Here is a 12,722-nt window from a genome sequence, read left to right on the forward strand (position 1 = left end):
GAGGTCCCCGTGTAGATACCCTCTTGACCCTCACCTCGCAAGCGCGATTTGAGGGTCGAGACGGCACAACAGGGACTGCATACGGTTCACCCCCGCGCCGAACCCACCAGATGCGCTATCGCCTCTTCACTCTTCAATACCAGTACATCCCCCTCCAACGCATCGAGTACCACCTCGGAAGTATTGCCGATCAATGCGCCGGTAAGCCCTGTGCGGCACACGGTACCGATCACCGTCACCACCGCATCCAGCTGTTTTTCGGTATGGGGAATCAGCACATCGGCCGGGCCTTCGGCCACGTGCAAGCACTCGTCGGTGATACCGTACTGTGCCTGGAAAGCAGCGCACGCCTGGCGATAACGCTGTTCGATGGTGTCGCTCAGCTGATAGACAGGGTCGGCCGCCGACAGCATGGGCGAAGGGTGGGCACTGATCACATGCAGCGCCCCCTTGGCCAGCCTGGCAATCTCGTAGCCATGGTCGACGATGCTGGCATGCAGGCGCTGGTGATCCTCGTCCTGGTTGCCCACATCCACCGCTGCCAGAACATTGCCGCCCGTCCATGGTCGCTCGCTCTTGACCATCAGCACCGCGCATGGGCAAGCGCGCAGCAGCTTCCAGTCGGCAGGGGTGAGCAAAGCCCTCTTCAGTGGATTGTCGGGACGATGCTCCTTGATCACCAACTCGCAGCCTTCGCGCTGCTGCACGTGGATGATGGTGTCATGCAGGTTGTCTCGCCACGCCGCTTCGTGGGTGACGTGGTCAAAACCGTCTTCCTGCAACTGGTTGCCCAGCAGGCTCAACAGCGCACTGTGATCGTGCCGCTTGTCACACATCAACAAGTGCAGGCGTGCGCCCGTGACGCTGGCGATCAGCTTGGCGCGCGTCAGCGCCCGGCTGTGGGCGTGCTCGGGGTCGAGGACGACGAGAATGCTGCGAACGGCTTGCATGGGCGTGTACTCCCTGGAAAGTGGGCAGGCGGTGCCAGACTATAGGCCGCGCGCGTTGCGCTGACGCTTGATGCACATCAAGCATAGCCACTGACGCCGCTGGCTGCCGCCGCTATAATCGCCGCCCCTGCCTGTCTCCGTATGGTCGTATCGCTTATGTCCCTGATCCCTGAAATCGACGCCTTCCTGGGCTGCCCCACACCCGATGCCTGGATCGAGGCGGCGCTGGCCGATCAGGAAACGCTGCTGATCGATCACAAGAATTGCGAGTTCAAGGCGGCCAGCACGGCATTGAGCCTGATCGCCAAGTACAACACCCATCTTGACCTGATCAACATGATGTCGCGCCTGGCGCGCGAAGAGCTGGTTCATCACGAGCAGGTCTTGCGGCTGATGAAGCGTCGAGGCGTACCGCTGCGCCCTGTGTCGGCCGGTCGCTACGCCTCGGGCCTGCGTCGTCTGGTGCGCGCCCACGAGCCGGTCAAGTTGGTGGATACGCTGGTGGTCGGGGCATTCATCGAGGCACGCAGCTGCGAACGTTTTGCGGCCCTGGCGCCGCACCTGGATGAAGAGCTGGGCCGTTTCTATCACGGCCTGCTCAAAAGTGAAGCGCGCCACTATCAGGGCTACCTCAAGTTGGCGCATCACTATGGCGATGAGGCGGACATCGCGCGTCGGGTTGAACTGGTACGCGCCGCAGAAGCGGAACTCATCGCCTCAGCGGATCAAGAGCTGCGTTTTCACAGCGGCATACCGCTGGCACAGGCCGCCTGAGCTCAGCAGGCGGCAGGGTGGGTGTCAGTCGCGTCGACCCAGCAGCAGGCCCACCACCAGGCCGACGCCCGCTGAAAGAGCCACGGTCTGCCAAGGGTGGCCGCCAATGTAATCCTGGGTGGCCGCGACCATGGGCTTTGCCTTGTCACGCAGGTTACCGGCGGCTTCGCGGGCCTGACGTAGCTTGAGGCTGATCTGGGTGCGCAGGGTTTCGGCTTCTTCGCCCACCAGCGCGGCGCTGTCGTTGAGCAACCGCTCGGATTCCTCGATCAGCGCCTGTAGCTCGCTGAATACCTGGTCCTTGATCTGGTCGCTGTCGGGTACTGCGGCATTTTTACGGGCCATGCCATGCTCCTCCTGGACGGGTCGTTAGAACAATGGATACTCGTGCGCCAGAAAAGTTGCCTCGCAGTGGGCGCTGGCGCCTTGGTGTAAGATACCGGTCATTTCCATCAGGCAGGTGATCCATGAGTTTCAATCTGGCCAACATGAGCTACGAGGAACGGGCACAGATCGAGGCCGAGAAAGCCCGGCTGTTCGAGATGTGGCAAGCAAACCTGGGTAAGGCCAAGGGCGAGGCGGCCCGGCTGATCGCTGAAAAACCTCGGCGCAAGGGCAAATGGGCCGAATGGGTGCGCAATGAGCTGGACACCATGACGCCCCCTGAATACGCCAGCATGGTGCGCAGCGAAGTCAACAAGCTGATGGCCGCTGCCAGCGCCGCTCGCTAAGCCCTGCACGTGTCGCCCTACCACTCGCTGCCCTTGGGCAGGTCCAGCGTGCCTTTGTCACTGAACCGCACCGTGCCGAAGGGGCCGCTGGCCAGTTTGCCGCGCAGCGTATAGGGCAGACCTTGCAGCGTGTTCAACTGGCCTAGCCCATACGCCTGGCGCAGAAACGCAAACGCGGTGATGCTCACCGGCACTTGGACCACAGCCTCGCCATACCGGCCAATCTGTCCGCCCTGGTCGCTGACGCCCGCTGCCAAGGGCTGGCCGTTGACCTCCAGGTTCACTGCAATACCGTTGTACTCGATCGGTGTTTCATTGGGGTTTTGTACCCGCAGCTTTACCGCCATGCGCACTTCCAAGTCCTGTCCAGGCAAGGGTTCCAGGCCGATTACGCTGATCGAAACCGGGTCCCGGGTTTGCAACAGCGCGCACGCGCTCAAGGTCGCCGACATCAGCAGGACAGTGAGCAGACGGGTGAGGCGCAAAGGGCGTAGGGTCATGGGGCAGGCCTTGGGAAGAATCGTCCGGCAGTGTGGCAAATGCTCGGCAGCGTTGAAAGTGTCGGTGAAGATGAAAGATACTGTTTCTCATTAACGCCCGACAATTTCTCTTACTGTGTAGTTGCCTAACCATGCTGACGTCTCACGTGCCGGGCCTGCTGGCAAGTTTCCAGGAACACTATGACGACTTGTTGCAGTTTCTGACACGGCGCATGCGTGACCGCCAGCGCGCTGCGGAGGTTGCCCACGAAACTTACCTGAGGCTTGCGCAGATCGATGCGCACGGCGTGCCGGTGCTGCACCCGCGCCGCTTCATTTTTCGCGTGGCGGGAAACATTGCGATCGATGCCCTGCGTCGTGATCAGCGCCTCGCCGCGTGCCACGACGACAGCGAGGGCATGGCACACGTGGCCTGTGGCGCGCCGGCACCGGAGGCGGCGCTGCTGGCGAGCGAGCGCCTGATGATTCTTGACCAGGCCCTGCTGCAACTGCCCCCCAAAGCGCGTCAGGCGCTCTTGCTCAACCGCGTGGAAGGGTTGACGCAAAGGCAGGTCGCGCAAAGGCTCGGCGTGTCCGAAAGCATGGTGGCCAAATACATCGGCCAGGCGCTGCGGCACTGCCGGGGATGGCTGCAGAAGGCAGGCGTTGCCGCGTGCATGGCGTTGATGCTGGGCAGTTGGATGGCGTGGCAGCAGGCACCTGTGTGGTTGTCCGACTATCACACCAGCACCGGCGAGCGGCGCATGCTCACCTTGCCCGATGGCACCCGTGTCACCCTTAACAGCGCCAGTGCCATAAAGCTGGAATTCGACGCGCACGAACGTCGGGTGGTGGTCGTGGCTGGCGAAGCGCTGTTCGAGACGTCCGCCGATGCCCGTCCTTTCGTGGTCGAAACGACAGGGCTGCCGGTAGACGGCACCGGCGCGAGGTTCAGCGTGCGGCGCGACGGGCATGTGGTGCTTGGCCAGGGGGCTGCTCGGCAGGGCGCCCAGCCCTTGAGCGTGGCGCCCGATGCCGAGGCGCAGCTGGCCTGGCAACGGGGCAAGTTGATCTTCAATGGCAAGCCTCTGGGGCAGGTGCTCGCTGAGCTTGAGCGTTACCGCCTTGGGCGCATCGTGTTGTCCGACCAACAGCTGGCGGGTCTTGAGGTCAGTGGCGTGTTCGACCTGGACGAACCGCAAGCCATGCTGCGCACCCTGGAGCAGCGATATGGCCTGAAAGTCACCTACTTGCCGTGGCTCGCAGTGGTGTATTGATCCTCGCAGCGGTCGTTTCGAGACTCATCCGAAAAAGTTTCCATCGGTACTGCAAGTTCTTGTGAGCTGGATCGTCGTAGTGGGGCTAAGCCGCAAACCATTCCCACTCACGACTTGCCTGGAAGCTTTTCTCGTGCCTCTCATGCCCAAGCCCTCGAATAGCCGCTGCCGTTTTCTGCCACCTGTATTGATGTCGTGCGGCGCGTTGGCCGTGTTGGCCGGCACGCTGCCTGCTCATGTCGCTGCGGCGACACAGCAAGGGCAGGTGCAGACCGCGCAGGTTCAGCTGAGCGTCCCGGCGCAGCCGCTGGACCAGGCGTTGACGCGCTTTGCCGATCAGGCCGGCCTGCATTTGCTGTACACCACGGCTGATGTGGCGGGTCTGCAGAGCCCGACCTTGCAGGGCGCCTACAGTGTCGAACACGCCTTGCAGCGGTTGCTCGAAGGCAGCGGCTTGAGCTGGCAGTTCACCGATGCGCGCACGGTGACGCTGCGCAAGCGCGATTCCACCCTGGAAGCCATCAACCTCAAGCCGATCGAAGTGAGCGTGGCCTCACGTACCAGCACCGCCATCAGCGAGATCCCAGGCACCGTATGGGTGGTCGATCAGCAGCAGCTTCGCGAGCAGATCGACAGTGGCGTAAGCCTCAAGGAAGCCATCGGCAAACTGGTGCCTGGCCTTGACCTGGCGCCGGAGGGGCGCACCAATTACGGGCAGAACATGCGTGGGCGCAGCGTGCTGGTGATGATCGATGGCGTCAGCCAGAACAGCTCGCGAGGCCTGTCGCGCCAGTTCGACAGTATCTCGCCGTTCAACGTCCAGCGGGTCGAAGTACTGTCCGGCGCCAGCGCCATCTACGGAGGCGGTGCGACCGGGGGCATCATCAATATCGTGACCAAAAAGGGCGAGGCGGGCCCTGCGCATTTCGAAACCCAGCTCGGCGCCAGCAGCGGCTTCAACAACAGCGATGATCTGGCGACCCGCTTTGCCCAGTCGGTCAGCGGTGGCAACGAGCGCTTCACCGCCCGTCTTGGTGTGTCCGGCGAGCAGAACGAGGCGTTCTACGATGGGGCAGGCGATCAGATCTTCATCGACAATACCCAGACCGACCTGCAATACAACCGCACGCTGGACCTGCTTGGTAGCCTGGGCATGCAGTTCGATGAGCAACAGAGCCTTGACCTGCTGGCCCAGTACTACGATTCCGGCAACCATGGCAGCACCGGCATCTGGTTTCCCAACCTCAATTACAACGGCCCCTCCGACCTGGAAGAGGCCCAATTGCGCAGTGGGTACTCGTCTGACCTGAACCCACGCACCCGGCGCCTGCTGCTCAACGCCAATTACCACCACAATGATGTGCTGGGCCAGGATTTCTACCTGCAGGCTTCCTACCGCAAGGAAAACAACAACTTCTACCCGTTCCCTTACTACAACCGAGGGACACCCACCGGCTCGCGCGGGGTGTATTTTGCAGCCTCGCAGCAGAACTTCGAGGTCACCAGCCTCAAAGGGTTGTTCGCCAAGCAGTGGGACACGCTGAAGTTCACCTATGGCGTGGACATTGACCGCGAACGTTTCAACGCTGACCAAACCGTGTTCGATGCACGTGTGTCCTCCGAAAGTGGCGGGCTGGACCTGGACAAGGCCAGCAAGGCTGCGCGCTACCCCAGTTATGTCGTCGATGGGGTCTCGCTGTATGGCCAGCTCGAATGGCGCGCCACCGACAACCTGACGTTTTCCGGCGGGGCCCGGCGCCAGCAGATGGATGTGGATGTGGGTGACTACAAAGGCGTTCCGGGCGGCAGTAACGACTACCAGGTCAATCTCTACAACCTGGGGGCGATCTACGACTTCAAGAACGGCCATCAGCTGTGGACCAACTACGGTGAAGGTTTTGACTTGCCCGATCCGGCCAAGTACTACGGCAAGCCCGGCCTCAGTGTCGGGGACAACCCGCTGGCTGGGATCAAGAGCCGCCAGGTGGAAGTGGGCTGGCGCTATGCCGACGTGCAGTGGGACGCTCAAGCTGCGCTGTACTACATCTGGTCGGACAAGATCATCAATGTGGATTCGCAAACCCTCACCATTGACGTCGAAGACCAGAAGAGTCGCGACTTTGGCTTCGAGGGGGCACTCACGCGCCACTTCGACCAAGGTTGGGAAGCCGGCGGCACGCTGCACCTCACCCGTTCCGAGGAAGAGGCAGACGGCGGCGGGTGGCGCAAGCGCGATGCGCGTTATGCCTCCTTGTCCAAAGCCACCGCTTTCATTGGCTGGAAGGATGACGGGCGCAGTGCGCGGCTGCAGGCCAATCGCGCTTTCAGCTTGAAGGACGACGCCCAGCACAAGATCGATGGCTACACCACGCTCGATCTGCTGGGCAGCCAGGAGACCGATTACGGCACCTTCAGCGCAGGTGTCCAGAACCTGCTGGACAAGCAGTACAGCACCGTATGGGGCCAGCGTGCGACGCTGTTCTACGCGCCCACCTATGGGCCTGCCTACCTCTACGATTATCAAGGTCGAGGCAGGACCTACACACTGACCTGGAGCCTGGCCTACTGAGGCCGTTGCGCACGGCCTAACCCACACCGGCGCCCCGATCAGTGGGCGCTGGCTGAAACATCGTGAATCACCTGTAGCGTCGCCAAGCCTTTTGACTCGAACCCTTTGCGCCGTAGGCTATCAAAGCCACCAGGCCAGGCGTTTTCGTACGGAGGTGAAGCATGAAACTGACAATACCGTTGTTGGTAGCAGGCATGGCCGTCTGGCTACCTACCCATGCGACCGCGCAGCCGTGGCTGCACGTTGCCGCCAATGGCAACAACCCCTACAACAGCCCCGTACAGCGTGCCAATCCCAACAGCCGCCAGGGCAGCGTCCCGGCGACGCCGCCTGTGCGCGGTCCGTCTACCCAGCCCATACCGCGCACCCCGACGGTAGAGAACCGCGGCATCGGCAACGGTGAAAACCTGCGCCGTCAGCAGCAAACGCCCAATCTGGAGCCTGTGCGGCCCCCGCGGGATAACCCGCGCGCGCCCTGACTCCAGTACCCTGTATATGTCAAAGGAACTTCGCATGTCTCGAGCAACCTGGCTGGTTACCCTGGCCGCTGCCGCGTTATCGCCTCTGTTGGCCAATGCCGCTGCCCAGCAGACGTTCAAAAGTGAAGAGGGCACCCTTACCGTCGATACCGTGGCCAATGGTCTGCGTACGCCGTGGGCGCTGGCGTTCCTGCCTGGCGGCCAGGACATGCTGGTCACCGAACGCCCAGGCAACCTGCGCGTCATCAACGCCGAAGGCAAGGTCGGCCCGGCCATCAATGGCGTGCCTAAAGTCTGGGCCGAGGGCCAAGGCGGCTTGCTGGATGTGGCCTTGTCGCCCGAGTTCGCCAAGGACCGCACGGTCTACCTGTCCTATGCCGAGGAGGGCAGCGACGGCAAGGCGGGGACCGCTGTGGGCCGCGGCCAGCTGTCGACCGATCGTGCCCGGCTGGAAAACTTCACCGTCATCTTCCGTCAGCAACCCAAACTGTCGGTGGGTAACCATTTCGGGTCGCGCCTGGTGTTCGACCGCAACGGGTACCTGTTCATCGCCCTGGGCGAGAACAATCAGCGCTCGACGGCTCAGGATCTGGACAAGCTGCAAGGCAAGGTGGTGCGCATCCTGCCAGACGGCGAAGTACCCAAGGACAATCCGTTCTATGGCCAGAAAAACGTGCGGCCGGAAATCTGGTCGTTTGGCCACCGTAACCAGCAGGGTGCTGCGTTGAATCCTTGGACTGGCGCTTTGTGGACTAACGAACACGGTCCCCGCGGTGGTGACGAAATCAATATCCCGAAGCCGGGCAAGAACTACGGTTGGCCCATCGCAACCCACGGCATCAACTATTCGATGCTGCCCATTCCGGAGGCCAAGGGTAAACATGTCGATGGCATGGTCGATCCGAACCACGTGTGGGAAAAGTCGCCCGGGGTTAGTGGCATGGCATTTTATGACAGCCCCGTGTTCACGGCGTGGGATCACAACCTGTTCATCGGCGCGTTGGCCACGCAGGAGCTGATCCGCCTGCAGCTCGAGGGCGACAAGGTGGTACACGAAGAGCGCCTGCTGGGCGATTTGAAAGCGCGCATTCGTGATGTTCGGGTAGGACCAGACGGTTACCTGTACGTGTTGACCGATGACAAGGATGGCGAGCTGCTGAAGGTGGGGCTGGCGCAGCCAGACTGAAGCAGCACTGTCGTCGGCAAGGAGGCGACAGGTACAATGCGCCATGACCACCAATCCCTTGCAGCGCTACCAGCAAGCCCTGGAAACCCAGGGCTTTGTCGTGGACCCCGCACAGCGCCTTGCCATCGAGGCGCTCCAGGCCTGCTACGAGGCTGTCGAAGGTAGACGATCCACGCACGGCCTTTACCTTTGGGGGCCAGTAGGGCGTGGCAAGACCTGGTTGATGGATCAGTTTCATCGTTGCCTGACCGTGCCGAGTCGCCGCCAGCATTTTCACCATTTCATGGCCTGGGTGCACCGTCGGTTATTTGAGCTCAACGGCACGCCGGACCCCTTGATGGCGCTGGCAGAGGGGCTGGCAAGCGAGATTCGCGTGCTGTGCTTCGACGAGCTGTTTGTCAGCGACATTGCCGACGCGATCATCCTAGGCCGTTTGTTTCAGGTCCTGTTCGACTTGGGCGTGGTCGTGGTTGCCACGTCCAATCAACCGCCCGGCCAACTGTATTGCAACGGTTTCAACCGCGAACGTTTCTTGCCCGCCATCGCTGCCATCGAGCGGCACATGCGTGTGCTGCCGGTAGCGGGCGAGCAAGACCACCGGCAACACCCAGGTCTGCCGTGCCAGCGCTACTGGGTGACCGACGACCGGGGCAGTCACCTGGCTGCGGTCTTCGAGCGGCTGAGCCCAGACGATCCAGGCACCGACCGGCCCCTCATGTTGGGGAGTCGCCAGGTACAGGTAGTGCGCCGAAGTGCGAAGGCCATCTGGTGCCGTTTCGACGCGTTGTGCGAACAACCGATGGCTACCCAGGAATTCATGATGCTGTGTGACCGTTTCGCGGCGATCCTGGTGTCGGACATACCGGCTCTAAGTGGTCAGCAACAGACCGGACGCATTGCCCGCGGCACGGAGGACGGTGCTTCGCGTGTACTAGCGGGCGACCGCGACTTGCCGGCACTCTCGCCCAAGGACGATGCCGTGCGCCGCTTCATCGCCCTGGTCGACGAATGCTACGACCGCCGGGTGGCGCTGTACCTGGAAGCAGGAGTGCCGCTCGAGGCGCTGTACACGTAGGGGTATCTCGCCTTTCCCTACCAGCGCACCCTCAGCCGGCTGCGTGAAATGCAGCTGCAGCGCTTTGCCTGATGCGGCCGCGCCCGATCAGCGGTTCAGCCATTGGATCAGCGTGCGGTTGAAACGCTTGGGTTCCTCGATCTGCGGCGCGTGGCCCATGCCCTCGAAGGTGATCAGTTCGCCCTTGGGAATGAGCTTGGCCACCTGCGGGCCGAGCAAGGCGTAATTGCCCAGCTTGGCCCTGAGCTGCGGTGGCGCGATGTCGCTGCCAATTGCCGTAGTGTCCTTGTCACCGATCAACAAGAGGGTCGGCATCTGCAGGTCCTTGAACTCGTGATAAACCGGCTGAGTGAAGATCATGTCGTAGATCAAGGCCGAGTTCCACGCGACCCGTTCGTGACCTGGGCCCTGATTCAGGCCCACCAGCATCTGCACCCAGCGCTCATATTCAGGTTTCCAGCGGCCGGCATAGTAGGTTTTGCGCTCGTACTCGCGCACCCCGGCTGCGTCGAGCTTGAGTTCGCGGTCGTACCACTGGTCAACGGTGCGGTAGGGCACCCCCAGGGCTTTCCAGTCTTCAAGGCCGATCGGATTGACCATGGCCAGGCGCGTGACCTGCTGCGGGTACATCAAGGCGTAGCGGGTGGCGAGCATGCCCCCGGTCGAATGCCCCAGCACGATGCTCTGCTTCACGCCCAGGTGTTCGAGCAGTGCATGGGTGTTGCTGGCCAGTTGCTGGAAGCTGTACTGGTAGTGGGCAGGTTTGCTGGAGGTGCAGAAGCCGATCTGGTCAGGGGCAATGACGCGATAGCCTGCCTTGGTCAGGGCATCGATACTGGTTTCCCAGGTCGCTGCGCAAAAATTCTTGCCGTGCATGAGCACGACCGTGTGGCCATTGGCATTACCCGAAGCCGGGACGTCCATGTAACCCATCTGCAGCGATTGGCGCTGTGATTCGAAGTCGAAATGCTTGAGCGTATGCGGGTAGTCGAACCCTTCGAGCTGGGCGCCATAGGTAGGCGATTCGGCGGCAATGGCCGGGCTGCTGGCCAGGCACACCATGGCCAGGGCGGATGCTCGCAGCATGAGGCACTCCATGTCAGATCAAGTAGGAAGACTCGACTGTAGCAGCCGGGCAGTTGCCATAGAGGCGCAAGGTGTTACCAAGCGTGAAACCAGCCCCGGGTCAGTAATCGGCGACCACCGAGTCCTTGCCTTCAGTGTCGATACCGATGACCTGATAGGCATCCTTGCGCTCGCCCATTTCCATGCCCGGCGAACCGACCGGCATGCCGGGAACGGCCATGCCCTTGAGGTCACTGCGGCTAGCCAGCTCATGGACCTGGGTTGCGGGGACATGGCCCTCGACGAACTTGCCAGCGATGACGCCGGTATGACACGACGCATGCCGCTGCGGGACTTCCAGGCGTTGCTTGACGGCGCTCATGTTCGTTTCGACATGGTCGTTCACAGTGAAGCCGTTGTCTTTGAGATGACTGATCCAGGCTTTGCAGCACCCACAGTTGGGGTCGCGGTAGACATCAATGGTGTCGGTGGCCTGTGCAAGGGTGGTGAAGGCCAGCAGGCCAAGGGCCAGCCGATTCGATCGCAGCATGGATGAGCTCCTGATAAACGTGTGGCCTGCGCCCAGCATAGCGCACGGCCTGGTCCAAACGCGCAAGGCGCCAGGGTCGCCCCGTCTGGCTTTCAACCTGCTGACCGGCGCATTACAGTTCCGTCAGCCAGCGGCCGGGTCACCGTTCAGGTCGCGCATTAGTAGCCCGAACGCCAACGACACTTGTTCAGGTACTGGTAGGTACACCACATGGCCATCCCCGGGTGCGACTTCGATGGCCTGCTGCTGCCGGTCATGCAACTGATTCAGGTCGAAGTGGTAATTGCCGCGCGGTGTCATCAGCTCCAGGTGGTCGCCCAGGGCAAAGCGGTTCTTGACCTTGACCTCGGCCCAGCCGTCTACCCGCTGTCCGGTCAGTTCACCCACGAACTGCTGGCGCTCGGAAACCGAGCTGCCCCGCTGATAGTTCTGGTACTCGTCGTGCACATGGCGGCGCAGAAAGCCCTCGGTGTAGCCCCGCTGCGCCAAGGATTCGAGGTTGTCCATCAAGGTGCGGTCGAAAGGCTGCCCATCGGCCGCATCGTCGATGGCTTTTCGGTAGGACTGCACGGCCCGTGCGCAATAGAAATGCGACTTGGTGCGACCCTCGATCTTCAGCGAGTGCACGCCCATGCGCGCCAGTCGCTCGACATGCTGGATGGCCCGCAGGTCCTTGGCGTTCATGATGTAGGTGCCGTGCTCGTCCTCGAATGCGGGCATTTCGGTACCGGGACGCTCGCTTTCCTGCAGCAGGAACACTTGGTCGGTGGGCGCACCCTGGCCCAAGGTCGGCTGCACTTCGCGCACGATATCGCCTGTGACGCTCTCGGTTGCCGGCGTAACATCATACTTCCAGCGACAGGCGTTGGTGCAGCTGCCCTGATTGGCATCGCGCTTGTTCAGGTAGCCCGACAGCAGGCAGCGGCCTGAGTAGGCCATGCACAGTGCCCCATGCACGAATACTTCCAGCTCCATGCCAGGCACCTGCTGGCCAATTTCTTCGATTTCTTCAAGCGACAGTTCGCGCGAGAGGATGACGCGGCTGATGCCTTGCTGCTGCCAGAACTGCACGCTGGCCCAGTTGACCGTGTTGGCCTGTACCGAGAGGTGCACGGGCATCTGCGGGTAATGCTGGCGTACCAGCATGATCAGGCCCGGGTCGGACATGATCAACGCGTCCGGTGCCATGGCGATCACAGGGGCCAGGTCCTTGAGGAAGGTCCTGAGCTTGGCATTGTGAGGCGCGATGTTGACCACCACATAGAAGCGCTTGCCCAGCGCGTGCGCCTCCTGGATGCCCAACGCCAGATTGGCATGGTCGAAGGCGTTGTTGCGCACCCGCAGGCTGTAGCGGGGCTGGCCGGCATAGACCGCATCAGCACCGTAGGCGAAGGCGTAGCGCATGGTGTGGAGCGTGCCGGCAGGCGCCAGCAATTCGGGCTTGGCAACGGAGTTCATGAATACACCGGTTAAAGGGCGCGGATGCTAAGCCGCTTGCGGTTGGGCCTTATTGATCTGAATCAAGGGGCAGGTGGCACTTTTACCCCAGCACCACGCACTAATACCCCAGAACCCATCCGAGGACCG

12 protein-coding genes and 1 pseudogene are annotated in these 12,722 nt (G+C 62.0%); 7 read left to right on the forward strand and 6 right to left on the reverse strand.

Annotated features, from left to right (window positions below):
* Nucleotides 1-86 precede the first annotated feature (86 nt).
* Entirely contained in the window at nt 87-950 is an 864-nt protein-coding gene (locus tag MOP87_RS07060; protein WP_242810296.1) for a universal stress protein, read from the reverse strand.
* A gap of 156 nt (nt 951-1,106) precedes the next feature.
* Between MOP87_RS07060 and MOP87_RS07065 the strand changes: the two genes are divergently transcribed.
* Complete coding sequence (locus MOP87_RS07065) at nt 1,107-1,724, forward strand: tRNA-(ms[2]io[6]A)-hydroxylase (RefSeq protein WP_027914999.1); 618 nt, start codon at nt 1,107-1,109, stop codon at nt 1,722-1,724.
* A 24-nt stretch (nt 1,725-1,748) separates the two neighbouring features.
* On the opposite strand, the gene MOP87_RS07070 is transcribed toward MOP87_RS07065, so the two are convergent.
* The gene (locus MOP87_RS07070; RefSeq protein ID WP_027914998.1) at nt 1,749-2,069 is read right to left on the reverse strand and encodes a DUF883 family protein; all 321 of its coding nucleotides are present in this window, start codon (nt 2,067-2,069) and stop codon (nt 1,749-1,751) included.
* Between the two features lie 122 nt (nt 2,070-2,191).
* Here MOP87_RS07070 and MOP87_RS07075 point away from each other — a divergent pair, with 122 nt between their 5' ends.
* Nucleotides 2,192-2,455 (forward strand): hypothetical protein, encoded by a 264-nt coding sequence (locus MOP87_RS07075; RefSeq protein ID WP_027914997.1) that lies wholly within the window; start codon nt 2,192-2,194, stop codon nt 2,453-2,455.
* A 17-nt stretch (nt 2,456-2,472) separates the two neighbouring features.
* Here MOP87_RS07075 and MOP87_RS07080 read toward each other — a convergent pair whose 3' ends face one another.
* Nucleotides 2,473-2,955 (reverse strand): LEA type 2 family protein, encoded by a 483-nt coding sequence (locus tag MOP87_RS07080; RefSeq protein ID WP_242810297.1) that lies wholly within the window; start codon nt 2,953-2,955, stop codon nt 2,473-2,475.
* Between the two features lie 131 nt (nt 2,956-3,086).
* Between MOP87_RS07080 and MOP87_RS07085 the strand changes: the two genes are divergently transcribed.
* The 5 genes and pseudogenes from MOP87_RS07085 (at nt 3,087) to zapE (ending at nt 9,592) form a co-directional block, all read left to right on the forward strand.
* Nucleotides 3,087-4,211: a sigma-70 family RNA polymerase sigma factor gene (locus MOP87_RS07085; protein WP_242810298.1), complete on the forward strand. Its 1,125-nt coding sequence runs from the start codon at nt 3,087-3,089 to the stop codon at nt 4,209-4,211.
* A 142-nt stretch (nt 4,212-4,353) separates the two neighbouring features.
* Entirely contained in the window at nt 4,354-6,780 is a 2,427-nt protein-coding gene (locus MOP87_RS07090) for a TonB-dependent receptor (protein WP_242810299.1), read from the forward strand.
* 161 nt (nt 6,781-6,941) lie between these two features.
* Nucleotides 6,942-7,259, forward strand: a complete 318-nt coding sequence (locus tag MOP87_RS07095) for a hypothetical protein (protein WP_242810300.1) — start codon at nt 6,942-6,944, stop codon at nt 7,257-7,259.
* A gap of 34 nt (nt 7,260-7,293) precedes the next feature.
* A complete protein-coding gene (locus MOP87_RS07100) occupies nt 7,294-8,445 on the forward strand; it encodes a PQQ-dependent sugar dehydrogenase (RefSeq protein WP_027914992.1) in 1,152 nt (383 codons plus the stop codon).
* 43 nt (nt 8,446-8,488) lie between these two features.
* Nucleotides 8,489-9,592: pseudogene (zapE, locus tag MOP87_RS07105) on the forward strand (cell division protein ZapE).
* Between the two features lie 15 nt (nt 9,593-9,607).
* Here the strand turns inward: zapE and MOP87_RS07110 are convergent.
* From MOP87_RS07110 to yegQ, 3 genes are all read right to left on the reverse strand, one after another.
* Nucleotides 9,608-10,606 carry an alpha/beta hydrolase gene (locus tag MOP87_RS07110; RefSeq protein ID WP_104926041.1) on the reverse strand — a complete coding sequence of 333 codons (999 nt, stop codon included), beginning with the start codon at nt 10,604-10,606 and terminating at the stop codon, nt 9,608-9,610.
* A 100-nt stretch (nt 10,607-10,706) separates the two neighbouring features.
* Nucleotides 10,707-11,135, reverse strand: coding sequence for a DUF411 domain-containing protein (locus MOP87_RS07115; RefSeq protein WP_027914989.1), 429 nt, complete (start codon nt 11,133-11,135; stop codon nt 10,707-10,709).
* A 123-nt stretch (nt 11,136-11,258) separates the two neighbouring features.
* Entirely contained in the window at nt 11,259-12,593 is a 1,335-nt protein-coding gene (gene yegQ, locus MOP87_RS07120) for a tRNA 5-hydroxyuridine modification protein YegQ (protein WP_242810301.1), read from the reverse strand.
* Nucleotides 12,594-12,722: the final 129 nt, after the last annotated feature.

Source organism: Pseudomonas sp. I3-I5 (genome assembly GCF_022699445.1).
GTDB classification, from domain to species: Bacteria; Pseudomonadota; Gammaproteobacteria; order Pseudomonadales; family Pseudomonadaceae; genus Aquipseudomonas; species Aquipseudomonas fulva.

Bases quoted from the DNA above. Each gene is read 5' to 3' on its own strand.
- MOP87_RS07095 (WP_242810300.1), top strand. From the start codon at position 6,942: ATGAAACTGACAATACCGTTGTTGGTAGCAGGCATGGCCGTCTGGCTA.
- MOP87_RS07085 (WP_242810298.1), top strand. From the start codon at position 3,087: ATGCTGACGTCTCACGTGCCGGGCCTGCTGGCAAGTTTCCAGGAACAC.
- MOP87_RS07080 (WP_242810297.1), bottom strand. From the start codon at position 2,955: ATGACCCTACGCCCTTTGCGCCTCACCCGTCTGCTCACTGTCCTGCTG.
- MOP87_RS07065 (WP_027914999.1), top strand. From the start codon at position 1,107: ATGTCCCTGATCCCTGAAATCGACGCCTTCCTGGGCTGCCCCACACCC.
- MOP87_RS07090 (WP_242810299.1), top strand. From the start codon at position 4,354: ATGCCCAAGCCCTCGAATAGCCGCTGCCGTTTTCTGCCACCTGTATTG.
- MOP87_RS07075 (WP_027914997.1), top strand. From the start codon at position 2,192: ATGAGTTTCAATCTGGCCAACATGAGCTACGAGGAACGGGCACAGATC.
- MOP87_RS07070 (WP_027914998.1), bottom strand. From the start codon at position 2,069: ATGGCCCGTAAAAATGCCGCAGTACCCGACAGCGACCAGATCAAGGAC.
- yegQ (WP_242810301.1), bottom strand. From the start codon at position 12,593: ATGAACTCCGTTGCCAAGCCCGAATTGCTGGCGCCTGCCGGCACGCTC.
- MOP87_RS07110 (WP_104926041.1), bottom strand. From the start codon at position 10,606: ATGCTGCGAGCATCCGCCCTGGCCATGGTGTGCCTGGCCAGCAGCCCG.
- MOP87_RS07115 (WP_027914989.1), bottom strand. From the start codon at position 11,135: ATGCTGCGATCGAATCGGCTGGCCCTTGGCCTGCTGGCCTTCACCACC.
- MOP87_RS07100 (WP_027914992.1), top strand. From the start codon at position 7,294: ATGTCTCGAGCAACCTGGCTGGTTACCCTGGCCGCTGCCGCGTTATCG.
- MOP87_RS07060 (WP_242810296.1), bottom strand. From the start codon at position 950: ATGCAAGCCGTTCGCAGCATTCTCGTCGTCCTCGACCCCGAGCACGCC.